The 26,376-nt window shown below is 55.4% G+C and carries 23 protein-coding genes; 14 read left to right on the top strand and 9 right to left on the bottom strand.

Annotated features, from left to right (window positions below):
• Positions 1-11 precede the first annotated feature (11 nt).
• The 6 genes from FJW00_RS06510 to FJW00_RS06485 form a co-directional block, all read right to left on the bottom strand.
• Positions 12-341 (bottom strand): cytochrome o ubiquinol oxidase subunit IV, encoded by a 330-nt coding sequence (locus tag FJW00_RS06510; protein WP_008924889.1) that lies wholly within the window; start codon positions 339-341, stop codon positions 12-14.
• Positions 341-958 (bottom strand): cytochrome o ubiquinol oxidase subunit III, encoded by a 618-nt coding sequence (locus tag FJW00_RS06505; RefSeq protein WP_009091720.1) that lies wholly within the window; start codon positions 956-958, stop codon positions 341-343. The genes FJW00_RS06510 and FJW00_RS06505 overlap by 1 nt, the downstream gene beginning before the upstream one ends.
• On the bottom strand, positions 958-2,940 hold the full coding sequence (gene cyoB, locus FJW00_RS06500) for a cytochrome o ubiquinol oxidase subunit I (protein ID WP_009091717.1): 1,983 nt from the start codon (positions 2,938-2,940) through the stop codon (positions 958-960). Before cyoB ends, FJW00_RS06505 begins: the two co-directional genes overlap by 1 nt.
• Before the next feature lie 4 nt (positions 2,941-2,944).
• Positions 2,945-3,871, bottom strand: coding sequence for a cytochrome o ubiquinol oxidase subunit II (cyoA, locus tag FJW00_RS06495; RefSeq protein ID WP_046101354.1), 927 nt, complete (start codon positions 3,869-3,871; stop codon positions 2,945-2,947).
• Between the two features lie 444 nt (positions 3,872-4,315).
• Complete coding sequence (gene ampG / locus FJW00_RS06490) at positions 4,316-5,806, bottom strand: muropeptide MFS transporter AmpG (RefSeq protein WP_140923312.1); 1,491 nt, start codon at positions 5,804-5,806, stop codon at positions 4,316-4,318.
• A 61-nt stretch (positions 5,807-5,867) separates the two neighbouring features.
• Positions 5,868-6,446, bottom strand: coding sequence for a lipoprotein (locus tag FJW00_RS06485; protein ID WP_009091711.1), 579 nt, complete (start codon positions 6,444-6,446; stop codon positions 5,868-5,870).
• A 286-nt stretch (positions 6,447-6,732) separates the two neighbouring features.
• Between FJW00_RS06485 and bolA the strand changes: the two genes are divergently transcribed.
• The 9 genes from bolA (at position 6,733) to FJW00_RS06440 (ending at position 17,145) form a co-directional block, all read left to right on the top strand.
• Positions 6,733-7,047, top strand: coding sequence for a transcriptional regulator BolA (gene bolA, locus FJW00_RS06480; RefSeq protein ID WP_008924895.1), 315 nt, complete (start codon positions 6,733-6,735; stop codon positions 7,045-7,047).
• 293 nt (positions 7,048-7,340) lie between these two features.
• Entirely contained in the window at positions 7,341-8,645 is a 1,305-nt protein-coding gene (tig, locus tag FJW00_RS06475) for a trigger factor (protein WP_009091709.1), read from the top strand.
• 335 nt (positions 8,646-8,980) lie between these two features.
• Positions 8,981-9,604 (top strand): ATP-dependent Clp endopeptidase proteolytic subunit ClpP, encoded by a 624-nt coding sequence (clpP, locus tag FJW00_RS06470; protein WP_009091707.1) that lies wholly within the window; start codon positions 8,981-8,983, stop codon positions 9,602-9,604.
• Between the two features lie 134 nt (positions 9,605-9,738).
• Positions 9,739-11,010, top strand: coding sequence for an ATP-dependent protease ATP-binding subunit ClpX (clpX, locus tag FJW00_RS06465; RefSeq protein WP_009091705.1), 1,272 nt, complete (start codon positions 9,739-9,741; stop codon positions 11,008-11,010).
• Positions 11,011-11,196: 186 nt separating this feature from the next.
• Positions 11,197-13,551, top strand: coding sequence for an endopeptidase La (gene lon, locus FJW00_RS06460; protein WP_046101355.1), 2,355 nt, complete (start codon positions 11,197-11,199; stop codon positions 13,549-13,551).
• 215 nt (positions 13,552-13,766) lie between these two features.
• Entirely contained in the window at positions 13,767-14,039 is a 273-nt protein-coding gene (gene hupB, locus FJW00_RS06455) for a nucleoid-associated protein HU-beta (RefSeq protein ID WP_009091701.1), read from the top strand.
• A gap of 247 nt (positions 14,040-14,286) precedes the next feature.
• On the top strand, positions 14,287-16,155 hold the full coding sequence (gene ppiD, locus FJW00_RS06450) for a peptidylprolyl isomerase (RefSeq protein ID WP_140923311.1): 1,869 nt from the start codon (positions 14,287-14,289) through the stop codon (positions 16,153-16,155).
• 140 nt (positions 16,156-16,295) lie between these two features.
• On the top strand, positions 16,296-16,649 hold the full coding sequence (locus FJW00_RS06445) for a helix-hairpin-helix domain-containing protein (protein ID WP_033736593.1): 354 nt from the start codon (positions 16,296-16,298) through the stop codon (positions 16,647-16,649).
• Between the two features lie 97 nt (positions 16,650-16,746).
• The gene (locus FJW00_RS06440; RefSeq protein ID WP_140923310.1) at positions 16,747-17,145 is read left to right on the top strand and encodes an acyl-CoA thioesterase; all 399 of its coding nucleotides are present in this window, start codon (positions 16,747-16,749) and stop codon (positions 17,143-17,145) included.
• A gap of 46 nt (positions 17,146-17,191) precedes the next feature.
• On the opposite strand, the gene queC is transcribed toward FJW00_RS06440, so the two are convergent.
• Both queC and FJW00_RS06430 read right to left on the bottom strand, forming a co-directional pair.
• The gene (gene queC, locus FJW00_RS06435; protein WP_009091692.1) at positions 17,192-17,887 is read right to left on the bottom strand and encodes a 7-cyano-7-deazaguanine synthase QueC; all 696 of its coding nucleotides are present in this window, start codon (positions 17,885-17,887) and stop codon (positions 17,192-17,194) included.
• 41 nt (positions 17,888-17,928) lie between these two features.
• Positions 17,929-19,647, bottom strand: a complete 1,719-nt coding sequence (locus FJW00_RS06430; protein ID WP_140923309.1) for an SgrR family transcriptional regulator — start codon at positions 19,645-19,647, stop codon at positions 17,929-17,931.
• 93 nt (positions 19,648-19,740) lie between these two features.
• On the opposite strand from FJW00_RS06430, the gene cof reads away from it, so the two are divergent.
• Positions 19,741-20,562, top strand: coding sequence for an HMP-PP phosphatase (gene cof / locus FJW00_RS06425; protein WP_140923308.1), 822 nt, complete (start codon positions 19,741-19,743; stop codon positions 20,560-20,562).
• 34 nt (positions 20,563-20,596) lie between these two features.
• On the opposite strand, the gene FJW00_RS06420 is transcribed toward cof, so the two are convergent.
• Positions 20,597-21,631, bottom strand: coding sequence for a PLP-dependent cysteine synthase family protein (locus FJW00_RS06420; protein ID WP_009091687.1), 1,035 nt, complete (start codon positions 21,629-21,631; stop codon positions 20,597-20,599).
• A 116-nt stretch (positions 21,632-21,747) separates the two neighbouring features.
• Here FJW00_RS06420 and FJW00_RS06415 point away from each other — a divergent pair, with 116 nt between their 5' ends.
• From FJW00_RS06415 to glnK, 4 genes are all read left to right on the top strand, one after another.
• Complete coding sequence (locus FJW00_RS06415) at positions 21,748-22,218, top strand: Lrp/AsnC family transcriptional regulator (RefSeq protein WP_046101361.1); 471 nt, start codon at positions 21,748-21,750, stop codon at positions 22,216-22,218.
• Between the two features lie 16 nt (positions 22,219-22,234).
• Positions 22,235-24,004 carry a SmdA family multidrug ABC transporter permease/ATP-binding protein gene (locus tag FJW00_RS06410; protein WP_046102021.1) on the top strand — a complete coding sequence of 590 codons (1,770 nt, stop codon included), beginning with the start codon at positions 22,235-22,237 and terminating at the stop codon, positions 24,002-24,004.
• The gene (locus FJW00_RS06405; RefSeq protein ID WP_140923307.1) at positions 23,997-25,772 is read left to right on the top strand and encodes a SmdB family multidrug efflux ABC transporter permease/ATP-binding protein; all 1,776 of its coding nucleotides are present in this window, start codon (positions 23,997-23,999) and stop codon (positions 25,770-25,772) included. The genes FJW00_RS06410 and FJW00_RS06405 overlap by 8 nt, the downstream gene beginning before the upstream one ends.
• 258 nt (positions 25,773-26,030) lie before the next feature.
• Positions 26,031-26,369: a P-II family nitrogen regulator gene (glnK, locus tag FJW00_RS06400; protein ID WP_003850469.1), complete on the top strand. Its 339-nt coding sequence runs from the start codon at positions 26,031-26,033 to the stop codon at positions 26,367-26,369.
• The last annotated feature ends 7 nt before the right edge of the window (positions 26,370-26,376 follow it).

Below are 26,376 nucleotides of genomic sequence, written 5' to 3'. Positions count from 1 at the left end.
CGCGTGACTCTTTAGTGAGGCATCATGTTGTAGTTGAGGTTCCACATGATCCACAGTGAGCCTACTACGACAATCAGGATGATGATGGCCGAGAAAACAATGGCTACCATGTTCCAGCCACCCTCAGATTTGCTGTCTAAGTGCAGGAAGTAAACCAGGTGAACCAGCACCTGGATAACCGCACAGACCAGAACAACACCGAGGATAGTACCGTGAGATGCACTGCCATCCATGACCATCCAGAACGGGATCGCCGTCAGGATGATAGAGAGGATGAAGCCGATCATGTAGGACTTCACGCTACCGTGTGAAGCGCCATGTTCGTTAACAGAATGACTCATTACATGGCTCCCATCAGGTAAACAACGGTGAAGACGCAAATCCAGACCACGTCCAGGAAGTGCCAGAACAGGCTCAGACACATGATACGGGTGCGGTTAGTCGCGTTCAGGCCACGTTTGGAAATCTGGAACATCAGCACCAGCATCCAGATCAGACCCGAGGTCACGTGCAGACCGTGGGTACCGACCAGCGTAAAGAAGCCAGACAGGAAGCCACTGCGATCCGGACCAAAGCCTTCCGCAATCAGGTGATGGAATTCATAGATTTCCATGCCGATGAAGCCCAGACCAAACAGGAAGGTCAGCGCCAGCCAGCCGATAACGGCACCTTTTTGCTCCTTGTTCATGGAGATAACAGCCATGCCGTACGTGATGGAGCTCAGCAGCAGCAGGGCGGTTTCTACCAGAACAAACGGCAGCTCAAAGATATCTTTACCTGCCGGGCCACCGGCAGTGTTGTTGACCATGACGGCATAGGTCGCAAACAGGGTTGCGAAGATAATGCAGTCACTCATCAGGTAGATCCAGAAGCCAAAGACTTTATTGGCTCCTGCATCGTGATGCCCATGCTCCGCATGGGCGTCGTGGTGATGTTTAATCAGAGTTTCAGTTGACATTATTTCAGACCTGCTTTGCTGATTTCGTCAAAGTGCTGGTTTTCAATCTTCTGAACTTCAGCAACCGGAACGTAGTAATCCACGTCTTCGTCGAAGCTCTTCACGATCCAGGTAACGATCATGCCGAGGAATGAAAGACCTGCCAGCCACCAGATATGCCAGATCAGCGCGAAGCCCATTACCGTCGCGAACGCACAGATAACCAGTGCAGCACCGCTGTTTTTCGGCATATGAATCTCTTCATACGACTCCGGCTGCTTGTACGCTTCGCCTTTCTCTTTCATTTCCCAGAAAGCGTCACGCTCATGCACATGCGGGATCACAGCAAAGTTATAGAACGGTGGTGGTGAAGAGGTTGCCCACTCCAGCGTACGACCGCCCCACGGGTCACCGGTCAGATCACGGTTCTGGTCGCGGTCACGGACCGAAACATAGAACATGGTCAGCTGACACAGGATACCCATTGCAATCAGACCTGCACCGACCGCAGCGACCACCAGCAGAGGGTGGAACTGTGGATCGATATCCTGGCTCAGACGACGGGTCATACCCATGAAGCCCAGTGCGTACAGCGGCATAAAGGCAACGAAGAAGCCAATGATCCAGAACCAGAAGGCGCGTTTGCCCCAGGTTTCGTTCAGGGTGAAGCCAAAGGCTTTCGGGAACCAGTAGGTCACGCCCGCCATACAACCGAAGACAACACCACCGATGATAACGTTATGGAAGTGTGCAATCAGGAACAGGCTGTTGTGCAGAATGAAGTCAGCACCCGGAACGGCCAGCAGTACGCCGGTCATACCCCCTACAGAGAAGGTTACCAGGAAGCCAACGGTCCACAGCATCGCAGAGTGCATCTGGATGCGACCCTGGTACATGGTGAACAGCCAGTTAAAGATTTTAACCCCGGTCGGAATCGCGATGATCATCGTCATGATACCGAAGAAGGCGTTAACGTTCGCACCCGCACCCATGGTGAAGAAGTGGTGGAGCCAGACGATGAACGACAGCACGGTGATCGCGATGGTCGCCCACACCAGTGAGGTGTAGCCAAACAGACGTTTTTTGGAGAAGGTCGCGGTAATTTCTGCGAACACACCAAAGACCGGCAGAACCAGAATATACACTTCCGGATGACCCCAGACCCAGATCAGGTTGACGTACATCATCATGTTCCCGCCCATTTCATTGGTGAAGAAATGGAAGCCGAGATAACGATCAAGGGTCAACAGCGCCAGGGTCACGGTCAGAACCGGGAACGCAGCGATGATCAGGACGTTGGTGCACAGCGCAGTCCAGGTAAAGACAGGCATTTTGAACAGGCTCATGCCCGGTGCACGCATCTTCAGGATGGTCACGAAGAAGTTAATACCGGTTAAGGTCGTACCGATACCGGAGAGCTGAAGACTCCAGATCCAGTAGTCGACCCCGACGCCGGGACTGTACTCCGCGCCGGACAGTGGCGGATAAGCCAGCCAGCCGGTCTGCGCGAACTCGCCCACACCCAGCGACAGGTTAACCAGGATCACACCGACCGCGGTAAACCAGAAGCTCAGGTTGTTCAGGAACGGGAACGCAACGTCACGTGCACCAATCTGCAGCGGAACGGCGATGTTCATCAGGCCAACCACGAAAGGCATCGCCACGAAGAAGATCATAATGACGCCGTGCGCCGTAAAGATCTGGTCGTAGTGATGTGGTGGCAGAATGCCCGCTTCACCAGCCGACGCCATCACCTGTTGGGTACGCATCATGATCGCATCAGCAAAACCACGCAGCAGCATGACGAATGCCATGATGACGTACATGATACCCAGTTTTTTATGGTCGACAGACGTTAGCCATTCAGACCACAGATATTGCCATTTACCAAAATAGGTGATGGCAGCAATCAGTGCCAGACCACCTAAAATGATACCGGCGACCGTGACCATGATAATCGGCTCATGGTACGGCACTGCATCCAGTGTTAATTTTCCGAACATCGTATTATTCCTCGGCTCCCGCGGAAGCGGCGTGACTCATGTCCATACCTTCATGTTCAGGCATGTCCATCTTCCCGTGGCTGGTCATGAACTTAGCGATAACTTGCTTGAACAGTTCAGGATTCGCTGAAGAGAAATATTCCACCGGGTGGTTTTCGCTTGGTACAGCAACTTTCTCGAAATCTTCCATGGTGGTCAGCGTGTTAGGTGCTGCTTTAACTTTTGCTACCCACTGCTGGAATTCCGCATCGTCTTTGGTTGCAATGGCTTTGAACTTCATGCCAGAGAAACCGCGACCACTGAAGTTCGCAGAGATACCGTCGAAAGTCCCTGGCTCATTCGCAATCAGATGCAGCTTGGTCTGCATACCGGCCATCGCATAAATCTGGCTGCCGAGCGTTGGAATGAAGAAAGAGTTCATGACGGAGTTAGACGTGATTTTGAAGTTCACTGGTGTGTTTGCCGGGAAGGCAATCTGGTTCACGGTTGCAATACCCTGTTCCGGGTAAATGAACAGCCATTTCCAGTCCAGTGCAACCACATCGATCTCAACCGGTTTTACATCAGATTGCAGCGGTTTGCTGGGCTCCAGTGCATGGGTCGATTTCCAGGTCAGCACGCTGAGGAAGAGAATGATCAGGATCGGAATGGTCCAGACCACGGCTTCCACTTTGTTAGAGTGTGACCAGTTAGGGCTGTACTTCGCATTCGTGTTGGATGCCCGATATTTCCAGGCAAACACCACGGCCATCAGGACTGCGGGGATAACGACGATCAACATCAGGCCAAAGGCAGTCAGTATCAGCGAACGTTGCTCCAGTGCAATCTGTCCTTTGGGATTTAACAATGCACTATCGCAGCCACTCATTAATAAAGTGCCTGCAATTAATGACAAAATCCCCAAACTTTTATTGTATTTACTGAGTCTCATTTAACGACCTCAATGACAAAGGGCTCTATTGTCGTTTAAGTGTGCGCGCATTTTACGGGAAGGTTTATGCAGTGTAAACCAGCTTAAGGATGTGTCAGATGCGTGTTGACACCTTTTGCTAAGGGTGTCACAGATGTTGCGTCAGGTGACAAATAGTTAACGCAGACAAGCAGTTGGCACCAATATAACAAAAACCAATGGAAGTAACCGCAAAAAAATCAGGGAAAGGAATAACCCTTACTTTTAACGCCCAAATATTTAACAAGTCTGCATCATTTATGTGATGAAATTTAACTAAAGTAATTGCTCACCGGTTTTTAGTATTTCCGCTCCCCCTCCTCAGGCCATATTCTTATTTTCAAAAAATAACAGGCGATGATAAATGACGGCGGCCTGGTCCGTTGACAAAAAAATAAGCCGCAGCCGTTAACCCATCGATTTCACTTAAGCATCTGACGCGGGCAGGGCAGGCGCTCGTTTCAGTGCCCGGTAGTCGAGCAGCAGACCCGACAATACGGCTAGCAACGCGAGTACCATGCCAGTACCAAACAGAGGTGACAGCAGGGCAGCCAGCACAGTGAGCCCCAGCGCATCCAGCGCCAGCGCCACCAGCCAGAGTCCCAGCACGCCACAGCCTGCTGCAAACAGACGATTCGTCCAGCGATAGCCAAGAGGATAGTAGCTTCGTGTCAGGAATTTGCCACTCTGCTCGACCTGATTTAGCGTCTGACGGCAAAATGCCAGCAGCAACAGACCCGGCACGCCCGCCACGACGGTGAAGGCATAAAAGGCTGGCCAGCCCCAGAGTTCAACCAGCCAGCCCGCAGCCGGACCGACGTAAACCCGGCCCACCGCAGAAAGCGCTGACAGCAGGGCAAACTGGGTCGCGGAGAACGATTTGTTGCAGAGGGTCATCAACAGCGCCACAAAGGCGGCGGTGCCCATGCCGCCACAGAGGTTTTCCACAAAGACCGCGCTGGCCATGCTCCACAGCTGTTTATCCGTCACCGCCAGCAGCCAGTAACCGAAGTTTGAGACAGCCTGCAGCAGGCCGAAAATCATCAGTGCCCGGAACAGACTCAGGCGCTGCATGACGACACCTCCATAGAGCGCACCAATGATGGTCGCCAGCAGGCCCAGCGTCTTGTTAACCAGACCGACATCGCCAGCATTAAAGCCGACGCCGCGAATCAGAAAGGTGGTGGTCAGTGAGGCGGCAAAAGCATCGCCCAGCTTGTAGAGAATAATCAGGGTAATCAGCAGCCAGGCGTTATTGCGCTGAAAGAAATCTTTCAGCGGGTCGACGACAGCCTGACGCAGAGAGTGGGGCGTGGAAATATGGGTGTCCGGCTCGCTCGCCATCAGCGTGGCGATAATGCCTGGCACCATCATCAGCGCCATCAGCCAGTAGGTCGCCTGCCAGCCGAGATAGCGGTCAGCCAGCCACAGCGCCAGCCCGCCTGAAATCAGCATCGCCAGCCGGTAACCCAGCACGGTAATCGCCGCGCCGCTGCCGCGCTCTTCAGGCGGCAGAATATCGGTTTTCCAGGCGTCAAAGACAATGTCCTGTGAGGCGGAGCAGAAGGCAATCAGCACCGCCAGAGCTGCCATCAGGGTCAGATCCCGGCTGGGTTGCAGAAACCCCATCGCCGCAATGCCCCCGACCAGCGCCAGCTGGCTGAGCAGCAACCAGCCACGACGCCGGCCCAGAAATGGCGGCGTGTAGCGGTCCATCATCGGCGACCAGAGAAACTTAAAGACATAGGCCTGGCCGACCAGCGAAAAGAAACCGATGGTTTTCAGATCGACATTGTCCACCGTCATCCACGCCTGCAACGTGCCGGATGTCAGGGCCAGCGGCAGGCCGGAGGCGAAACCGAGCAGCAGCAGTACGGCGGCATTTTTCTGGCTGAAGAGGCGAAGATAGTGGTTCATGCGGATCCTGCCGGTAACAAACACGATGCCCGGCATCATGCCGGGCAGAGGAGAGGCGAAATTAACGCGCGTTCTGTTTGATGAAGTCGTTGACGCTGGTGTCCTGTGCCATGTCTGCGATGACATCGCTCATGGTGGCGTTGACCGCGTTAGTAATCTTCTGGTTCGTTGCGCTGAACGCGCCTTCTACGCTGTAAGTCTGGCGGTAATTTTTAACCTGTTTGCTGCCGTTTTTGGCGGTAGCAATGATAGAGATGTCCGCTTTGGTGGTGATGCTGTAGCGCACGTTGCCCTGGGTAACGTCAGCATAGAGGTTGTTCACTACGATCTGCAGATCGACCGCGCCATTCGGTCCCACCATGTAGCCACGTGCCGTCATCTGTTTCTCCAGCACTTCCTGCAGCAGGAAACGCAGGTCGCGCGATGGTGTCAGGGTCACCAGCTGACCGTCACGGTTCACTTTTGCCAGCGCCTGATCCTGACGCTGATCGGCTCCGTTGATGCTGACGGTGACCGCCATCAGGCCCGGATCGCGCTGTGGCAGCTCAATCTTAGGCTGAATGGTGAGGGTATTATTGCTGGTTGCACAGCCGGCTAAAATGAACGCAGCCAACAGGGGGAATAACAGTTTTTTCAACATACTTTTTCTCGTTGGTGTCAGGGGGTTGGTTTGCAAAAATGGCGTTCATCATAGCATTGCCCGGCAGTGAAAAAAGCCCTGCGCCAGGGGAAATTGTCTCTGAAGATGTTTTGCGCGGGGTCACTGGCGGGTCTGTTTGCTGTTCGTTTCAGCTGCGTTATGATGCGCGCCGGAAGCTGGCCGACGCCTGAACGAATATTTCGTGTCGGCTGACGGGTAAGCGCAGTAAAAGCGACTAAGATTGAATGAGATGGGGCACCGCGCTCGCCATTGAGGAGTAATAGCCATGATCCGCGAACAAATAGAAGAAAAGCTGCGTGTGGCATTTCAGCCAGCTCATCTGGAAGTGCATGATGAAAGTTACCGGCATAATGTGCCTGCCGGTTCCGAAAGTCACTTCAAAGTGGTTATTGTCAGCGACTGCTTTGCAGGCCAGCGCTTTCTGGCGCGTCACCGTCTGATTTATGGCGAACTGGCGGCAGAACTCGCCGGCAGCGTCCATGCCTTAGCCCTGCACACCTACACACTGAAAGAGTGGGAAGGATTGCAGGATACCGTGCTGGCTTCGCCGAACTGTCGTGGGGCCGGAACCCTCGCCTGATCTCCCTTCTCTGAAACGGCCTGCGGGCCGTTTTTTCGTTTATTTAGCGAAAAACGCGATCCCTGGCTCAAAAAAGCAGCAAAGCTGCTGAAAAGTGGTGAGTTACCATCCTCGACTCATTCCAGCGATGCCGCTATAATGCTGCGTCTATTTTTCCGGAATGTCTTCGGGACGCTTCTGGTAACAGGGATCAGGTTCTCTTCACGGAAGCCGTCCCGGTTGTTGGATACGGCGCATTTCACGATGTGTGGTGTCTGAAGTTGACCGAGCACGTGATTTTTTGAGGTAACAAGATGCAAGTTTCTGTAGAAACCACTCAGGGCCTGGGCCGTCGCATTACGATTACTGTCGCTGCTGACAGCATCGAAAGCGCAGTAAAAAAAGAACTGGTTGACGTTGCCAGGAAAGTTCGCATCGATGGTTTCCGTAAAGGCAAAGTGCCGATGAACATCGTCGCACAGCGTTACGGCGCTTCTGTCCGCCAGGACGTGCTGGGCGAGCTGATGACGCGCAACTTCGTTGACGCCATCATCAAAGAAAAAATCAACCCGGCTGGCGCACCTAACTACGTGCCAGGCGAGTACAAAGAAGGTCAGGATTTCACCTACGCGGTTGAGTTCGAAGTGTATCCGGAAGTTGAGCTGAAAGGCCTGGAAAACATCGAAGTCGAAAAACCTCTGGTTGAAGTTACCGATGCTGACGTTGACACCATGCTGGATACCCTGCGCAAGCAGCAGGCTAACTGGATTGAAAGCGACGCAGCGGCCGGTGCAGAAGATCGCGCGACCCTCGACTTCAACGGTTCCGTTGACGGCGAAGAGTTCGAAGGCGGCAAAGCCTCTGATTTCGTTCTGGCCATGGGCCAGGGCCGCATGATCCCGGGCTTTGAAGAAGGCATCGTGGGTCACAAAGCGGGCGAGACGTTCACCATTGACGTGAAATTCCCGGACGACTACCACGCAGAAACCCTGAAAGGGAAAGACGCGAAGTTCGAGATCGTGCTGAAGAAAGTTGAAACGCGCGAGCTGCCAGAACTGACTGAAGAGTTCATCAAACGTTTCGGCGTTGAAGATGGTTCTGTTGCCGGTCTGCGCACTGAAGTCCGTAAGAACATGGATCGTGAGCTGAAAGGCGCTATCCGTAACCGCATCAAATCACAGGCGATCGACGGTCTGGTTGCGGCTAACGAAATCGACGTTCCTGCTGCGCTGGTTGATAGCGAAATCGACGTTCTGCGTCGTCAGGCTGCACAGCGTTTTGGTGGCAACGAGCAGCAGGCGCTGGAACTGCCTCGCGAACTGTTCGAAGAGCAGGCGAAACGCCGTGTTGTTGTCGGCCTGCTTCTGGGCGAAGTGATTCGTACCCATGAGCTGAAAGCGGATGAAGCACGCGTTAACACCATGATCGAAGAGATGGCTTCTGCGTATGAAGATCCGCAGGAAGTGATCGAGTTCTACAGCAAGAATAACGAGCTGATGAACAACATGCGCAACGTTGCGCTGGAAGAGCAGGCGGTTGAAGCGGTCCTGGCGAAAGCGAAAGTGACCGAGAAAGAGACCAACTTCCAGGATCTGATGAACCAGACCGCTCAGGCCTGATCAGACCTTTAACGGTATGTGCTAAGCCCGCGACTGAAAAGTCGCGGGCTTTTTTGTTTTGACGCGCAGCACGCGATTCTTCCCCTCTATTTGCTTAATTAACCAGCAAATTATTCACGCATCGCTTTTTCCGGGTTAGCGAACAGGGAAAAGATTGTTATGCTTGAAACAGGCGTGCACTATCCCCAGATATAGGGAGTATGCAGGAAGAAGAGTGAGGCTGGCTGATTAACCGTCCTGAAGGTGTCGGAAAGAGACGTGGCGTGGAGTTTCCCGCGCGTCTTTCGTAGAATCGGTACAGAATGTTGCCAATGAAATTTATCCAGGAGACGGTAATGTCATACAGTGGCGATCGTGAATATACTGCACCGCACAATGCGCTGGTGCCAATGGTTGTTGAACAGACTTCGCGTGGTGAGCGTTCTTACGACATTTACTCCCGTCTGCTGAAAGAGCGTGTGATCTTCCTGACCGGCCAGGTCGAAGACCATATGGCGAATCTGATCGTCGCGCAGATGCTGTTTCTGGAAGCGGAAAACCCGGAAAAAGATATCTATCTCTACATTAACTCACCGGGCGGCGTGATCACGGCTGGCATGTCGATTTACGACACCATGAAGTTCATCAAGCCGGACGTCAGCACTATCTGTATGGGTCAGGCCTGTTCCATGGGCGCTTTCCTGCTGACCGCGGGGACCAAAGGTAAACGTTTCTGCCTGCCAAACTCACGCGTCATGATCCACCAGCCGCTGGGCGGCTATCAGGGCCAGGCGTCAGACATCGAAATCCATGCGCGCGAGATCCTGAAGGTGAAACAGCGTATGAATGAGCTGATGGCTGAGCACACCGGTAAATCGCTGGAAGAAATTGAGCGCGACACCGAGCGTGACCGTTTCCTCTCTGCCAGTGAAGCGGTAGAGTATGGCTTAGTCGATTCAATTCTGACGCATCGCCAATAAGACCCGACTTACCCTTGTCCCTGGTCTATAGTTAACAGGACAACGGTACTATTACGGGTTGAATGAATTTCGGCCGTCACTGCACGGCCTGCGCCGTACGCAGGTACGGCCTGAGAACAAGAAGAGGTTAACTGATGACAGATAAGCGCAAAGACGGTTCAGGAAAGTTGCTGTACTGCTCTTTTTGCGGCAAAAGCCAGCATGAAGTGCGAAAGCTGATTGCCGGGCCGTCAGTGTATATCTGCGATGAGTGTGTTGACCTGTGCAACGACATCATTCGCGAAGAGATCAAAGAAGTTGCCCCGCATCGTGAACGCAGTGCGTTGCCAACCCCACATGAAATTCGCCATCATCTTGATGATTATGTCATCGGTCAGGAGAGAGCGAAGAAAGTGTTGGCGGTTGCGGTTTACAACCACTACAAACGTCTGCGCAATGGCGATACCAGCAACGGTATTGAGCTGGGCAAAAGTAACATTCTGCTGATTGGTCCGACCGGGAGCGGTAAAACGCTGCTGGCTGAGACGCTGGCGCGCCTGCTGGATGTGCCGTTCACCATGGCTGACGCAACCACGCTGACTGAAGCGGGTTACGTGGGTGAAGATGTCGAAAACATCATCCAGAAGCTGCTGCAGAAGTGTGACTATGACGTGCAGAAAGCGCAGCGCGGCATCGTCTACATTGATGAAATCGACAAAATTTCACGTAAGTCTGACAACCCGTCGATCACCCGTGACGTGTCAGGCGAAGGTGTTCAGCAGGCGCTGCTGAAGCTGATTGAAGGTACTGTAGCCGCGGTTCCACCGCAGGGCGGACGTAAGCATCCTCAGCAGGAATTTTTGCAGGTTGACACCTCTAAAATTCTCTTTATCTGTGGCGGCGCATTCGCCGGTCTGGACAAAGTGATCTCGCAGCGTGTTGAAACCGGATCCGGTATCGGCTTCGGCGCAACCGTGAAAGGGAAATCGCAGAAAGCCAGCGAAGGCGAACTGCTTTCACAGTGTGAACCTGAAGATTTAATCAAATTTGGTCTGATCCCTGAGTTTATCGGCCGTCTGCCTGTTGTGGCGACCCTGAGCGAGCTGAGTGAAGAAGCCCTGATTCAGATTCTGCGTGAGCCGAAGAATGCCCTGACCAAACAGTACCAGGCGCTGTTCAACCTGGAAGGCGTCGAGCTGGAGTTCCGTGACGAGGCGTTAACCGCTATTGCGAAAAAAGCGATGTCACGTAAAACCGGTGCACGTGGTCTGCGTTCGATTGTTGAAGGCGCGTTACTGGAAACGATGTATGACCTGCCTTCTATGGATGACGTCGAAAAAGTAGTGATTGATGAGTCAGTTATTGACGGTCAGTCTGAACCGATGCTGATTTACGGTAAGCACGAAGCGCAGGCATCTGGCGAATAATTAAACAGATCGTCCACATTGTTATCTTAAAAAAGGGGAAAATGTTTCCCCTTTTGCTTTTCTCGCCTCTGTGACGTTGAATGTCAGACAATCATCCCCATATACTCAGATACCTGTGGGTTTAACTGCATACCTGCCTGATGCGGTTCCCATCACCTGGCGGACATTAAACAAAGAGAGAGCTCTATGAATCCTGAGCGTTCTGAACGCATTGAAATCCCCGTGTTGCCGCTGCGCGACGTGGTGGTTTATCCGCACATGGTAATTCCGTTGTTTGTTGGCCGGGAAAAATCAATTCGGTGCCTTGAAGCCGCAATGGATCATGATAAAAAAATCATGCTGGTCGCACAGAAAGAGGCTTCAACGGATGAACCTGGCATTAACGATCTCTTTTCAGTAGGGACCGTGGCATCAGTATTGCAAATGCTGAAACTGCCGGATGGCACCGTCAAAGTTCTAGTCGAAGGTTTACAGCGCGCCCATATCACGACGCTGGCCGATAACGGTGACCATTTTGTGGCACAAGCTGAATACCTGGTTTCGCCGGAAATTGAAGAGCGCGAGCAGGAAGTGCTGGTGCGCACGGCGATCAACCAGTTTGAAGGCTACATCAAACTGAATAAAAAGATCCCACCTGAGGTCCTGACCTCACTGAACAATATTGACGATGCGGCGCGCCTTGCCGACACCGTTGCTGCACATATGCCACTGAAACTGGCAGACAAACAGTCTGTGCTGGAGATGTCCGACGTTAACGAACGTCTGGAATATCTGATGGCGATGATGGAATCTGAAATCGATCTGCTGCAGGTTGAGAAGCGTATTCGCAACCGTGTTAAAAAGCAGATGGAGAAGAGCCAGCGCGAGTACTATCTGAATGAGCAGATGAAGGCGATTCAGAAAGAGCTGGGCGAGATGGATGACGCGCCGGACGAATATGAAGCGTTAAAACGCAAAATCGATGCGGCAAAAATGCCGGAAGAGGCGCGTGAGAAAGCCGAAGCTGAGCTGCAGAAGCTGAAAATGATGTCTCCGATGTCGGCGGAAGCGACCGTAGTGCGTGGCTACATCGACTGGATGGTACAGGTTCCGTGGAACGCGCGCAGCAAAGTGAAGAAAGATCTGCGTAAAGCGCAGGAGACACTGGATACCGATCACTACGGTCTGGAGCGCGTGAAGGATCGTATTCTCGAGTATCTTGCGGTTCAGAGTCGCGTCAGCAAAATCAAAGGGCCGATTCTCTGCCTGGTCGGACCGCCAGGGGTAGGTAAAACGTCCCTCGGTCAGTCGATCGCCAAAGCGACCGGACGTAAATATGTGCGTATGGCTCTGGGTGGCGTGCGTGACGAAGCGGAAATCCGTGGTCACCGTCGGACTTACATCGGCTCAATGCCGGGTAAACTCATTCAGAAAATGGCAAAAGTCGGGGTGAAAAACCCGCTGTTCCTGCTGGATGAAATCGACAAGATGTCCTCTGACATGCGTGGCGATCCGGCGTCGGCGCTGCTGGAAGTCCTCGATCCGGAACAGAACATTGCGTTCAACGATCACTATCTGGAAGTCGACTATGACCTCTCAGATGTGATGTTCGTGGCCACGTCAAACTCCATGAACATTCCGGCTCCGCTGCTTGACCGTATGGAAGTGATTCGTCTGTCGGGTTACACCGAAGATGAAAAACTGAACATCGCTAAGCAGCATCTGCTGCCGAAGCAGATTGAGCGTAACGCCCTGAAAGCCAGTGAGATTACGGTTGAAGACAGCGCCATCATCGGCATCATTCGCTACTACACCCGCGAAGCCGGGGTGCGTAGTCTTGAGCGTGAGCTGTCGAAATTGTGCCGTAAAGCGGTGAAGTCACTGCTGATGGACAAGACGAAAAAGCACATCACCATCGATGGCGAGAACCTCAAGGATTTCCTGGGCGTTCAGCGCTTCGACTATGGCCGTGCTGACAGCGAAAACCGTGTCGGTCAGGTGACCGGACTGGCGTGGACCGAAGTGGGCGGCGATCTGCTGACCATCGAAACCGCCTGTGTGCCGGGTAAAGGCAAGCTGACTTATACGGGGTCGCTGGGTGAAGTGATGCAGGAGTCGATTCAGGCTGCGCTGACCGTGGTGCGTGCCCGTGCCGAGAAGCTGGGTATCAATGGTGACTTCTACGAAAAACGTGATATTCACGTTCACGTTCCGGAAGGCGCGACGCCAAAAGATGGCCCAAGTGCCGGTATCGCGATGTGCACCGCGCTGGTCTCCTGTCTGACCGGTAACCCGGTGCGCGCCGATGTGGCGATGACCGGTGAGATCACCCTGCGTGGTCAGGTGCTGCCGATTGGCGGCCTGAAAGAGAAACTGCTGGCCGCACACCGTGGTGGCATCAAAACCGTACTGATCCCGGACGACAACAAGCGTGATCTGGAAGATATTCCTCAGAACGTGATTGCCGATCTGGCGATTCATCCGGTGAAACGCATTGAAGAGGTGCTGAATCTGGCACTGGAAAATGCGCCATACGGTATGCAGGTCGCAACAGCAAAATAGTGATTAGCGGCATAAACCGTTAAAAAGCGAAGCTGGCAAGGCAATTGACGCTTGCCAGCTTTTTTTTGTGCCGCTAATTTAGGTGGCTGCCGGCATGACGTTCTCAGAGAAATTCCGTTGTTTCGGCTCCACAGGCTTGATATAACTTGCTGCGCGTTCGTACCCGGCGGGAAGCCGGGGTACGATGTGAAATAATAAAAGAGGGGATGAAGAGAGTGAATAAGTCACAATTGATCGACAAAATTGCTGCTGATGCTGACATTTCTAAAGCGGCAGCGGGACGTGTTTTAGATGCATTTATGGGCTCTGTTTCTGATGCGCTGAAAGACGGTGATGAAGTGGCTCTGGTCGGTTTCGGTACTTTCTCTGTACGTGACCGTGCTGCGCGTACTGGCCGTAACCCGCAAACCGGTAAAGAGATCACGATCCCGGCCGGTAAAGTGCCAGGTTTCCGTGCCGGTAAAGCCTTGAAAGACGCAGTCAATTAAGAATAACGAACAGATTCATTGACGCATTTTCTTCAGTGGATGAGAGGACGATGAACGCGTTCTCATGTAACATACGGGCACATCAATGAGATGTGCCTTTTTTGTTTTAATCGGTGAAAATCGGGCCGTTAGATGGACCTGGACCGGATTGAGACTGCCAGCTAAGCCAGCAGTTGCGTGAGTCGCCAGCCAGAGGCGAAGGGCGACCGGGCTTTACATTCACACTACAGCGGAGTGTTGCCATACCATGATGGACAATTTACGCGCGGCGTCGAACCATGTCGTGCTCAAGATTATTTTGGGGCTGATTATCCTCTCCTTTGTGCTGACGGGCGTTGGCAACTATCTGATTGGCGGCAATAACGACTATGCGGCCAAAGTAAACGGTCAGGAGATTAGCCGCGCGCAGCTGGAGCAGGCGTTCAACAGCGAACGCAGCCGTCAGCAGCAGATGCTGGGTGACCAGTTCTCGCAGCTGGCCAGCAACGACGGTTACATGCAGCAGATGCGTCAGCAGGCGCTGTCTCAGTTAATCGACCGGGCGCTACTTGACAGCTATATCAAAGATCTCCACCTCAGCATCAGTGACGATCAGGTCAAACAGGCTATCTTCAACCAGCAGGCTTTTCAGACCAACGGTAAATTCGATAATGCGAAATACCTCAATCTGATCGGCAGCATGGGTTTCAGTGCTGACCAGTATGCTGAAGCGCTGCGTAAACAGCTCTCCAATCAACAGCTGATCAATGCCGTTGCCAATACCGACTTCACGCTGAAAGGCGAAGCGAGCCGGCTGGTGGACCTGGTGTCCCAGCAGCGTGATATCCGTCAGGCGACGCTGGATGTGAACGCGCTGGCGGCGAAACAGACCGTCACCGATGACGAAATCAGCCAGTATTATCAGCAGCATAAAAGCAGCTTTATGGCACCAGAGCAGTTCCGCGTCAGCTATATCCTGATGGATGCCGCCAGCATGCAGCAGGATGCCAGCGAGGCGGATATTCAGGCCTGGTACGATCAGCATAAAGCGGACTACACGCAGCCACAGCGTACCCGCTACAGCGTTATCCAGACCAAAACGGAAGCGGATGCTAATGCCGTTCTGGCTCAGCTGAAAGCGGGCGCCTCTTTCGCGGACGTGGCAAAAGCCAAATCCATTGACCCTATCTCCGCGCGTAAGGGCGGCGACATGGGCTGGCTGGAACCGTCTACCACACCGGATGAGCTGAAAAATGCGGGCCTGACAGAGAAAGGCCAGATGTCGGGCGTGATCAAGTCGTCAGTAGGCTTCCTGGTCGTGCGTCTTGACGATATCCAGGCAGAGCAGGTTAAGCCGCTGGCTGACGTTCACAGTGCGATTGCCGCGAAAGTGAAGCAGGAAAAGGGCGTTGATGCCTTCTACAAACTGCAGCAGAAAGTCAGCGAAGCGGCGAGCAACGATAATGAGTCACTGGCGGGGGCCGAGCAGGCTTCCGGTCTGAAGGCGCAGGAGACCGGCTGGTTCAGTCAGGATTCACTGCCAGACGCGCTTAATTTTGATCCGGTGAAGCAGGCTATCTTCAACGGTGGCCTGGTGGGACAGAACGGTGCGCCGGGTAATAACTCCGATATCATCAGCGTGGATGGCGACCGCGCCTTTGTGCTGCGTATCAGCGATCACAAACCGGAAGCGGTAAAACCGCTGGATCAGGTTAAAGCGCAGATCACCGACACGCTGAAGCATGATAAAGCGACGCAGCAGGCGAAAGCCCAGGCGGACAAACTGCTGGATGCGCTTAAAGCCGGTAAGCAGGATGCGCTGACCGCAGCAGGCCTGACGCTGAGCGCCAGTAAAACGGTCGATCGCAACGTGCAGGATCCGGTGGCACAGGCTGCCTTTAATCTGCCTCAGCCTGCGGATAACAAACCGTCGTGGGGCGTGAGCGAAGATATGCAGGGCAACGTGGTGCTGGTGGCAGTGGATAAGGTGAAAACCGGCACCATGCCACAGGCGCAGATTGATGAAATGGTCAAAGGTGTCACGCAGAACAATGCCCAGCTGACCTTTGAAGCGTTACTGCAAAATCTGCGCAAAGAGGCAAAAATCAAGTACGGCGCAGCCGCACAAATGCAGTAAGCCTCGCAGAAACCGCGAAACCACTGTAATAACCCAAGGCCGCATTCGCGGCCTTTTCCATTTCTGAAATCCCGCTTTTGTGCCTTGTGCACCGTCGTGACACGCTGTCGCTGCTGTTTACACACAAGGAGAAACACAGCATGGCTAAACATGAAGTCGTTGCCCTCTATCTCTCACTCGCGCTGGGCGGCGCGTTCTGCCACAGCAGCGTCGCTGCGGCCCCCGATCCTGCCAGCACGTCCATCAGCCAGAACGCATTGCCTGCGCCGGAAAAAGCGATCAGCGACGTTGCTCAGCCGGGTCAGGTCAGCATCAACGATGCGACGGCGGAACAGCTCTCTGCCGTGATGAACGGTGTGGGGCTGAAAAAGGCCCAGGCCATTGTCAGTTATCGCGAACAGTACGGACCGTTCAGCGCGATCCAGCAACTCAGCGAAGTGCCGGGGATCGGGAATGCGCTGATAGAACGTAATGCAGGCCGGCTGAAATTGTGAGGCAGTACGCATCTGTGATGCATAACCCGCGCTGAACCGGCCGCTCTGCTAAAGTGAACAGGTCCAACCAGTTCACCCAAAGCAGGAGAGCATGACCATGCAGACCACCATAAAAGTGCGCGGCTACCATCTGGATGTCTATCAGCACGTCAACAATGCGCGTTATCTTGAATTTCTTGAGGAGGCGCGCTGGCAATGGCTGGAAGAGGCTGAAGCATTCCACTGGCTGCAGGAGCAGAAACTGGCGTTTGTGGTGGTCAATATTAACATCAACTACCGTCGCCCGGCCGTACTGGGCGACGTACTCACCATCGTCAGTGAGATTACGCAGTTAAATGGCAGGAGTGGCGTCATCGCGCAGCGGGTGCTGCTGGCAGGCCAGGAGACAGTGGTTGCCGATGCTGCGCTGACCTTTGTCTGCATCGATTTGCGCACCCAGAAGGCGGTCACCCTGGAAGGGGCGTTGCGGGAGCGACTGATGCGTCTGATGGCATGAGAAAAAAAGGCGGCAAACCCGATCGCTGCCGCCATCGCTGCTGGCCTCAGTTAAGGCCGCTCTTTGCTTTCATTGCGGCCATCACGCCCGCACGATCGCTGAGATAACCCTGCAAGCCGTTGGCCCGTAAATGACAGGCTGCACACTCACCGCAGCCGTCACCTTTCACGCCGTTATAGCAGGTCAGCGTCTCTTCGCGAATCAGCGGCAGTTGCTGCCAGTAGTCCGCCAGCGCCCAGGTTTCCGCCTTATTGAGCCACATCAGCGGCGTCTCGAAGCGGAGAGTGCGCGCCATGCCCAGCGTGACCGCCTGGTTCATGGCTTTAACAAACTCATCGCGGCAATCGGGATAGCCGGAAAAATCGGTTTCGCAGACGCCCGTGATCACCGCTTCGGCCTCTACCTGATAGGCATAAACCGAGGCCAGCGTCAGAAAGAGAATATTGCGACCCGGCACAAAAGTACTCGGTAATCCGGTGGCGTCAGGATTGTAGGCGGGTACCGGAATGCTATCGCGCGTCAGGCTGCTGACGGCGAGTTCGTTCAGCATAGTGACATCCAGCACTTTGTGCGCGCGCGCACCCAGCCTGATAGCCAGTTCCCGGGCCACCTCAATCTCTTCCCGATGGCGTTGTCCGTAATCGAAGGTGACGCAGTGCACCTCATCATAAAGTGCTAAAGCCTGAACCAGGCAGGTTGTGGAATCTTGTCCACCGCTGAAAACAACAACAGCGCGTTTCATGGCATTTCCCTGATAAGTAATTTTGCGCTTATGGTAATGCCTCATTCCGCCGCTGAACAGCTGCACGGCGGATCAATCGGCGGCGGAATCCATGCGCGGCTGAAATCGAACCAGCCCAGCGTATTGAGTTCAATCCCTTCGACGCCGGGCGGCGCGTAGATTTGGTAGCGATAGTTGAACAGCGGCAGCAGAACGCCGTCCGCCATCAGCTGATGATAAAGCTGATGCAGCGCGCGGGAGCGGGCCTGACCGTCAGCAATCTGCTGGATAGCCAGCAGCTGTCTCTGTACCGCTTTGCCCTGCGGGGTCGCTGACAGAGGCCGCCACAGCGGATCCAGTGCCAGCCAGGTCGCCAGTGTAAATACCGGGGCATCGCCAATCAGTCGATCGCCCATCACCAGGTCGGCCTCATCAAGCTGATGAATGGTTTGCCAGCTTTTGACCGGATGAAAAATCACCCTGAGATGACAGCCGTGCTGCCTGAGTAATTCACATAACGCCTGCGCCATCTGATGCAGCTCAACCGGCAGCTGATAGTGGAGTGTCAGCGTGGCGGGCAGGGGGCCAGGCACCGCCTCGATCGGCGGCACCGGCCAGCCAGGCAACAGCTCGTTGCTGGGCGTAATTAAGCCTTCATCAAGAGGCAGCCGGCTGACGATGCCGCTTTGCTGGATCAGATGGAAAACGCTGCGCGCCTGTTCGGCAGTAAATCCGTCACGCGGGCGGCAGAGCAGATAGCAGAAACCGAGACTGATGCTGTTGCTGACCGGTTGCAGCGTCTTAAGCTCGGCGGCATCGCCGATGGCGATCTGCACCGGATGACGACAGCTGCTGCCCAGGCGGGGGTCGAACAGTTGTGGCGTAATCCAGTACTCCACCGCCTGCAACAGTGGACGCTGCAGATGCCACTGCGCATGACTCTCCATCCTGACCAGTTCAGGGCTGAAGTGAAGCAGTTTCCACGGACCGCTGCCGATGGCGGGACGATCGGGATGGGGCAGCAGGCACAGCAGATGCGCCAGCCGGTGCGGTAGCCAGAAATCAGGTTGCCGCAGCACAAAACGCAGGGCCAGCGGATGCGGCGCTTCCACGCTCTCCACGTCGGCCAGCAGCAGTGCGACGCGCGGTTCCTGCAACAGCTGACGAAACTGCGACACCAGTTGCTCCGCCTGAACCGGCTCGTCGTTGTGCCACCTCAGCTGAGGCCGTAACCAGAATAGCCAGTGACATCCCGTTTCATCGTGCTGCCAGTGATGAGCCAGATCGCCGACCGGTGCATCCTGCTCAAAGCGGGTCAGGCCGGAGTAGATCTGGCGCACCAGATGCTGTTCAGCCCGACCGGTAATCTGGTGCGGCGCTGTGCTCTCCATCGGGCGATAGTAGGGGATGCGCAGCACCGGCGTATCGTTCTGCCACTGTCCCCCCATCATCGGCCGCAGCAGAGTCATCAGCCGCTCCGGCGGCAGATCCAGCAGCTGCAAGGCGTCTGCCGCCGCGCCGGTATCGAGCTGCCGTTGCAGCAGCTGCTGACGTAACGCTTCAGGCGTGCGCAGAAAAGTGACCAGGCCCTGTTTACCCCGGCCCGCTTCACCCCGCCAGCTGAGCCAGCCCGACTGCTGCCAGTGTGACAGCAGCGTGCGCAGATGACGCTCGCTGCAGATGCAGTGACAGGCCATCTCCGCCACGCAGGTCTGCTGAGGCGCCCCCTGACTCTGCTGCCACAGGCGCTGAAACTGATGAATACGGTGAAGTTCGCGCATCGTAAACCCGGAACAATTTTTTAAAAGTATTCACTATTAGTTCCGTAATTAACAGGCAATAGTGGGACTCAACTTTTCAGCAGGAGGAGAGTCATGATGCGTTTAGCCGCGTTCGATATGGATGGCACATTGCTGTTGCCGGATCACCAGCTGGGACAGCAGACACTGGAGAGTCTTCAGGCGTTACATTCACGGGGTCTTCATCTCGCGCTGGCGACGGGCCGCCACCTGCTGGAGATGCAGACTCTGCGGGAAAAAATGATTCTGCCCGCCTGGCTTATCACGGGGAATGGCACCCGCATACATGACCGGCAGGGTACGCGGCTGTTTGGATGCGATCTGCCTTCTGCCGTCGCCGAAGAGGTAATCCATCGTCACTGGGAGACGACTGCCACGATGCACATCTTTAACGACCAGGGCTGGTTTACCGACCGGCCGCAGCCTGAACTGCTGGTGGCGCATCAGATGAGCGGATTTGGCTATCAGCTGTGCGACCTTAAAACGCTGCCCGCGCATCAGGTAACAAAAATCTGCTTCATCGATCGGCATCAGCACCTGTGTCAGCTTAAAACGCAGCTGGATGCCGTGCTGGGCAATCAGGTCAACATCTGTTTCTCTGCGGAGGATTGTCTGGAAGTGTTGCCCGCAAACTGCAACAAGGGCAGCGCGCTGGCGCTGCTGTGTGACCACCTCTCCCTGACCATGGCGGAGTGTATGGCATTCGGGGATGCGATGAACGATCGCGAGATGCTGGCTCAGGCCGGGCAGGGTTTCATCATGGGTAATGCGATGGCGCAGTTAAAGAGGGCGCTTCCGCATCTGCCGGTGTTAGGGCATTGCGGGACACAGGCGGTGTCCCATTATTTAAATCACTGGCTGGCGACACCCCACCTCGCGTATTCCCCCGAATGCTGAGGATTGCCGTGAACCGGACTGGAAGTCCGGTTTTTTACGCCAGCTCGCGCTGCCACGGCGTGATATCACCGATATGTTTTGCCACCCATTCCGGCTGATAGTAGCTGTCGGGATAGCGTTCGCCACTGTCACATAACAGCGTGACCAGCGCGCCCGACTGATTTGCCGCCCGTAAGCGTTTCGCCACCTGCATCATGCCCCAGAAGTTGGTGCCGGTAGAGGCACCCGGCTTGCGTCCCAGAATCTTTTCCAGTTTCAGCATCGCGGCCAGCGTTGCGCCGTCCGGCACTTTGATCATTTCGTCGATCACATCGGGCATAAATGACGGCTCGACCCGCGGACGGCCAATCCCCTCGATCAGGCTGCCACGGGTGCTGGTCAGGGTGGCATCACGCTGCTGCCAGTAATCGAAAAACACCGAGTGCTGGGGATCGACCACCAGCAGTTTCGTTTCGAGTCCCTGATAGCGGATATAGCGCCCCAGTGTGGCGGAGGTGCCGCCGGTGCCCGCACTCATAATCACCGTATGAGGGATCGGATAGGGTTCATGCTGCATCTGACGGAAAATGCTCTCCGCGATGTTGTTATTGCCGCGCCAGTCGGTTGCACGCTCAGCATAGGTAAACTGATCCATAAAGTGGCCGTTCAGTTCACGCGCCAGCCGCTCAGATTCCGCGTAGAGCTGGCAGGGATCCTCGACAAAATGACACCGCCCGCCATAAAAGGCGATCTGCTCAATTTTCCGTTTTGCCGTACTGGCTGGCATCACCGCAATGAAGGGCAGTCCCAGCAGCCGTGCGAAGTAGGCCTCAGAAACAGCCGTGCTGCCTGACGAGGCTTCAATAATCGGCGTATCCTGTTTAATCCAGCCGTTAGAGAGGCCATAAAGAAACAGGGAGCGCGCCAGGCGATGCTTCAGGCTGCCGCTGGGATGGGTACTCTCATCTTTCAGGTAGAACCAGATGCCGGGAAAATCCGCCAGATCGAAACGGATCAGATGCGTCTCGGCCGATCGCTGAAAATCGGCGTTGATTTCGTTGATAGCGTGGCGAATCCAGCAGGTCTGCATCTCAGTCATCCGGTTATAAACAGTCCGGCTATTTTATGGCACGTGCAGGAAAAAGAGATTGCAAAATTACCGCTAAAATCGCGTTAATGGAGAAAATGATTCTCCCGGAGACGCGAATGTTAGACAAAACTGACCTTAAGCTGCTTGCGCTGCTGCAGCAGGACTGCACGCTGTCGCTGCAGGCGCTGGCAGATGCCGTCAATCTCACGACCACGCCCTGCTGGAAGCGACTGAAAAAACTGGAAGATGATGGCATTATTCGCGCGCGGGTGGCGTTACTGGACGGTGACAAAATCGGCCTGTCACTGACGGCGTTTATGTTTGTTAAAACCCAGCAGCACAGCCGTGACTGGTATCAGACCTTTGTCTCGGTGGTCAATAGCATGCCGGAGGTGATGGCCTTTTACCGTATGGCAGGCGAGTATGACTACCTGCTGCGCATTCAGGTGGCCGACATGAAAAGCTATGATGCTTTCTATAAGCGATTAGTCAACGGCGTGCCCGGCCTGATCGATGTGACCTCCAGCTTCGCCATGGAAGAGATTAAATACACCACGGCTTTACCCGTTGCCCCTCTGGGGGCCTGAGATTGAGAACAGCGCTGTGCGATTATTCAGTCAGTTAAGTTGGTATTTTTTGCGGGAGTGGCGACGCTATCTGGGCGCGGTCATCCTGCTGATTGTTATTGCTGTTCTGCAGTTGCTGCCGCCGCATGTGGTGGGGATCATTGTTGACGGCGTGACAGGCGACACCATGAGTACCGGTCGCATCATGATGTGGATTGGGGTCATGCTGGCAACGGCGGTCGTGGTCTATCTGCTGCGCTATGTCTGGCGCGTGCTGCTGTTTGGCGCCTCCTACCAGCTGGCGGTCGAGCTGCGTGAAGATTTTTATCGTCAGCTGAGTCGTCAGCAACCGGCATTTTATCTGCGCCATCGCACGGGTGACCTGATTGCGCGCGCCACTAACGACGTGGATCGGGTGGTGTTTGCTGCCGGGGAAGGGGTGCTGACGCTGGTGGACTCGCTGGTTATGGGCTGTGGCGTGCTGCTGGTGATGAGCACCCAGATCAGCTGGCAGCTGACGCTGCTCTCGCTGGTGCCGATGCCGGTGATGGCGATCGTCATCCATCGTTACGGTAATCAACTGCACGATCGCTTTAAGCTGGCTCAGGCAGCCTTTTCCAGCCTTAACGACCAGACGCAGGAGAGCCTGACCAGCATCCGCATGATCAAAGCCTTTGGGCTTGAGCAGCATCAGTCACAGCAGTTTTCCGCTATCGCCCGCGACACCGGTGAGAAAAACCTGCGCGTAGCGCGGGTTGATGCCCGTTTCGATCCCACTATCTATATCGCCATCGGCTTTTCAAACCTGCTGGCGATTGGCGGCGGCAGCTGGCTGGTGTGGCATGATCAGATGACGCTGGGTCAGCTCACCAGCTTCGTGATGTATCTCGGCCTGATGATCTGGCCCATGCTGGCGCTGGCCTGGATGTTTAATATTGTCGAACGCGGCAGTGCCGCATGGAGCCGCATCGGCGCGCTGCTGGCGGAAGCACCGGCGGTGGAAGATGGTGACAAAACGCTGCCGCCTGACCCCGGAACGCTTCAGGTGGCGATTCGAGCTTTTCACTATCCGGCCAGCACGGCGCCGGTGTTAAGCGATGTCCGCTTTCAGCTGAAACCCGGTCAGATGCTGGGACTGTGCGGCCCGACCGGCAGCGGCAAAAGCACGCTGCTCAGCCTGATTCAGCGCCACTTTGACATTCAGCAGGGGGATATCCGCTACCACCAGATCCCGCTGCCGCAGCTGCGGCTCGACAGCTGGCGCAGCCGTCTGGCGGTGGTCAGCCAGACGCCGTTCCTCTTCTCTGACAGCGTGGCTAATAACATTGCGCTGGGGAAACCGGGCGCGACCCGGCAGGAGATCGAACAGGCCGCCAGGCTCGCCTGCGTGCATGACGATATCCTGCGTCTGCCACAGGGTTATGAAACGGAAGTCGGGGAGCGGGGTGTGATGCTCTCCGGGGGACAGAAGCAGCGCCTTTCCATTGCCCGGGCTCTGCTGCTGAATGCCGAAATCCTGATTCTGGATGACGCGCTTTCTGCGGTGGATGGCCGAACCGAACATGAAATTCTGCATAACCTGCGCATCTGGGGAGAGGGACGCACGCTGATTATCAGCGCGCACCGCTTATCGGCGCTGACGGAAGCCAGCGAAATTCTGGTGATGCAGCAGGGCAGCGTCGCCCAGCGCGGCGACCACGATACGCTGAGCGGAACGCCCGGCTGGTATCGGGATATGTTCCGTTATCAGCAGCTGGAAGCCGCACTGGATGATGATGAAAATGAGAAAGGAGTGCCGCATGGCTAAGTCTGCCCGCTTGTGGCCTACCCTGAAGCGCCTGCTGAGCTACGGTAAGCCCTGGCGTAAATCCCTGTCGCTGGCAGTCGGCCTGCTCTGGATCGCGGCCGCTGCTGAAGTGACCGGACCGGTGCTGGTCAGCTACTTTATCGACAATCTGGTGGCGAAACATCAGATGCCCTGGGGGCTGGTCGCTGGCCTGCTGGTCAGTTTCATTCTGCTTCAGCTACTGGCCGCCGCGCTCCACTACTGGCAGGCGCTGTTATTCAACCGGGCGGCGATCGGCGTGGTGCAGCGGTTACGCAGCGATGTGATGAATGCCGCGCTCTGTCAGCCGCTGAGCGCCTTCGATACCCAGCCGGTCGGTCAGATTATTTCACGCGTGACCAACGACACCGAAGTCATCCGCGATCTCTACGTCACGGTGGTCTCAACCGTGCTGCGCAGTGCCGCGCTGGTCGGGGCCATGATGGTGGCGATGTTCAGCCTTGACTGGCGCATGGCGCTGGTGGCGATGATGATCTTCCCGCTGGTGCTGATGGTGATGGTGATCTATCAGCGCTTCAGCACGCCGATTGCCCGCCGGGTTCGCGGTTATCTGGCCGACATCAACAACGGCTTTAACGAAGTGATCAGCGGCATGAGCGTGATCCAGCAGTTTCGTCAGCAGGCCCGCTTCGGCGAGCGGATGGGCGAGGCCAGTCGCTCTCACTACCTGGCGCGGATGGAAACGCTGCGTCTCGACGGCTTTCTGCTGCGCCCGTTGCTGAGCCTCTTTTCCGCGATGGTGCTGTGCGGCCTGCTGGTTCTGTTCAGCTTCTCCGTGCCCGGCGTTTTTGAAGTCGGTGTGCTCTATGCCTTCATCACCTATCTGGGACGCCTGAATGAGCCGCTGATTGAGCTGACCACACAGCAGTCGATGTTGCAGCAGGCGGTGGTCTCCGGTGAGCGCATCTTTGAACTCATGGATGCCGCGCAGCAGCAGTATGGCGACAGCCAGCAGCCGCTGGCTTCCGGCCGCATTTCGCTGAACAATCTGAGTTTCGCCTACCGTGAAAACCGCGATGTACTCAGTGAGATCAATCTTGAGGTGGCGCCGCGCGAATTTGTGGCGCTGGTCGGACATACCGGCAGCGGCAAAAGCACGCTGGCAAACCTGCTAATGGGCTACTACCCGGTGACGCGCGGTGAGATCCGCATTGATGACCGGCCGATTGGGGATCTGAGCCATAGCGTGCTGCGACACGGGATCGCCATGGTGCAGCAGGACCCGGTGGTGCTGGCGGATACGCTGCTGGCCAATGTCCGGCTGGGCCGTGATATCAGCGAAGAGGCGGTCTGGACGGTGCTGGAACAGGTCCGGCTGGCGCCCCTGGCGCAGGCTCTGCCGGAGGGGATTCACACCCGGCTGGGTGAGCAGGGGAATAACCTGTCTGTCGGGCAGAAGCAGCTGCTGGCGCTGGCGCGGGTGCTGGTCGATCTGCCGCAGATACTGATTCTGGACGAAGCAACGGCCAATATTGACTCCGGCACGGAACAGGCGATTCAGCAGACGCTGGCCAGACTGCGTCAGCACAGCACGCTGGTGGTAATTGCTCACCGTCTCTCCACGATTATTGATGCCGACAAAATCCTGGTCCTCCATCGCGGCCGGGTGGTCGAGCAGGGCACGCACCAGCAACTGCTGGCGATGCAGGGCCGCTACTGGCAGATGTATCAGCTTCAGCAGGCCGGGGATGATCTCGCGTCGGGCGTGCCTGCCACCGCGGAAGCCTGACCTGCACCTTTTTTGCGCAGCTTTATCGGACTAATCTGTATAAATGCACTCCTTTGACGCCTGAAGCACCAAAGGAGTGCATCCCGATGCGCTGACCGGCTTTCTCCTTTTCCCCCTTTTCAGAGCCACTGCAGAGCCTCACCTTGCTCCATCCGGCCTGACCCACTGATTATCACCGCTTTTACTAACTGGCACAGCCTTTGCTTATCTCCCTGTGTGTCCGTAAACGTTACCTATTTACTCGCTGGAGGGGATCCAATGAAGCTGGTTACCGTCGTAATTAAGCCATTCAAGCTGGAGGATGTGCGTGAAGCTTTGTCCTCTATCGGCATTCAGGGACTGACCGTCTCCGAAGTGAAAGGGTTTGGCCGCCAGAAGGGGCACGCCGAGCTCTATCGGGGCGCAGAGTACAGCGTGAACTTCCTGCCGAAAGTCAAAATTGATATCGCTATTGCCGACGATCAGCTGGACGAAGTTGTGGATGTCATCAGTAAAGCGGCTTACACCGGAAAAATTGGCGACGGTAAAATTTTCGTGGCTGAACTGCAGCGCGTCATTCGTATTCGTACCGGCGAGACCGACGAAGCCGCTCTGTAATTACGAC

This window comes from Pantoea anthophila (assembly GCF_006494375.1).
Taxonomy (GTDB): domain Bacteria; phylum Pseudomonadota; class Gammaproteobacteria; order Enterobacterales; family Enterobacteriaceae; genus Pantoea; species Pantoea anthophila.
The sequence above is the reverse complement of the archived record's forward strand: the minus strand, read 5'-3'. Positions and strand labels throughout refer to the sequence as shown.

Excerpts from the sequence above, each read along its gene's own strand:
- FJW00_RS06415 (WP_046101361.1), top strand. The coding sequence starts at position 21,748 with ATGTTAGACAAAACTGACCTTAAGCTGCTTGCGCTGCTGCAGCAGGAC.
- cyoB (WP_009091717.1), bottom strand. The coding sequence starts at position 2,940 with ATGTTCGGAAAATTAACACTGGATGCAGTGCCGTACCATGAGCCGATT.
- glnK (WP_003850469.1), top strand. The coding sequence starts at position 26,031 with ATGAAGCTGGTTACCGTCGTAATTAAGCCATTCAAGCTGGAGGATGTG.
- tig (WP_009091709.1), top strand. The coding sequence starts at position 7,341 with ATGCAAGTTTCTGTAGAAACCACTCAGGGCCTGGGCCGTCGCATTACG.
- lon (WP_046101355.1), top strand. The coding sequence starts at position 11,197 with ATGAATCCTGAGCGTTCTGAACGCATTGAAATCCCCGTGTTGCCGCTG.
- cyoA (WP_046101354.1), bottom strand. The coding sequence starts at position 3,871 with ATGAGACTCAGTAAATACAATAAAAGTTTGGGGATTTTGTCATTAATT.
- queC (WP_009091692.1), bottom strand. The coding sequence starts at position 17,887 with ATGAAACGCGCTGTTGTTGTTTTCAGCGGTGGACAAGATTCCACAACC.
- FJW00_RS06430 (WP_140923309.1), bottom strand. The coding sequence starts at position 19,647 with ATGCGCGAACTTCACCGTATTCATCAGTTTCAGCGCCTGTGGCAGCAG.
- clpP (WP_009091707.1), top strand. The coding sequence starts at position 8,981 with ATGTCATACAGTGGCGATCGTGAATATACTGCACCGCACAATGCGCTG.
- clpX (WP_009091705.1), top strand. The coding sequence starts at position 9,739 with ATGACAGATAAGCGCAAAGACGGTTCAGGAAAGTTGCTGTACTGCTCT.
- ampG (WP_140923312.1), bottom strand. The coding sequence starts at position 5,806 with ATGAACCACTATCTTCGCCTCTTCAGCCAGAAAAATGCCGCCGTACTG.
- FJW00_RS06510 (WP_008924889.1), bottom strand. The coding sequence starts at position 341 with ATGAGTCATTCTGTTAACGAACATGGCGCTTCACACGGTAGCGTGAAG.
- FJW00_RS06405 (WP_140923307.1), top strand. The coding sequence starts at position 23,997 with ATGGCTAAGTCTGCCCGCTTGTGGCCTACCCTGAAGCGCCTGCTGAGC.
- FJW00_RS06420 (WP_009091687.1), bottom strand. The coding sequence starts at position 21,631 with ATGCAGACCTGCTGGATTCGCCACGCTATCAACGAAATCAACGCCGAT.
- FJW00_RS06485 (WP_009091711.1), bottom strand. The coding sequence starts at position 6,446 with ATGTTGAAAAAACTGTTATTCCCCCTGTTGGCTGCGTTCATTTTAGCC.
- bolA (WP_008924895.1), top strand. The coding sequence starts at position 6,733 with ATGATCCGCGAACAAATAGAAGAAAAGCTGCGTGTGGCATTTCAGCCA.
- ppiD (WP_140923311.1), top strand. The coding sequence starts at position 14,287 with ATGATGGACAATTTACGCGCGGCGTCGAACCATGTCGTGCTCAAGATT.
- FJW00_RS06445 (WP_033736593.1), top strand. The coding sequence starts at position 16,296 with ATGGCTAAACATGAAGTCGTTGCCCTCTATCTCTCACTCGCGCTGGGC.
- FJW00_RS06440 (WP_140923310.1), top strand. The coding sequence starts at position 16,747 with ATGCAGACCACCATAAAAGTGCGCGGCTACCATCTGGATGTCTATCAG.
- cof (WP_140923308.1), top strand. The coding sequence starts at position 19,741 with ATGATGCGTTTAGCCGCGTTCGATATGGATGGCACATTGCTGTTGCCG.
- FJW00_RS06505 (WP_009091720.1), bottom strand. The coding sequence starts at position 958 with ATGTCAACTGAAACTCTGATTAAACATCACCACGACGCCCATGCGGAG.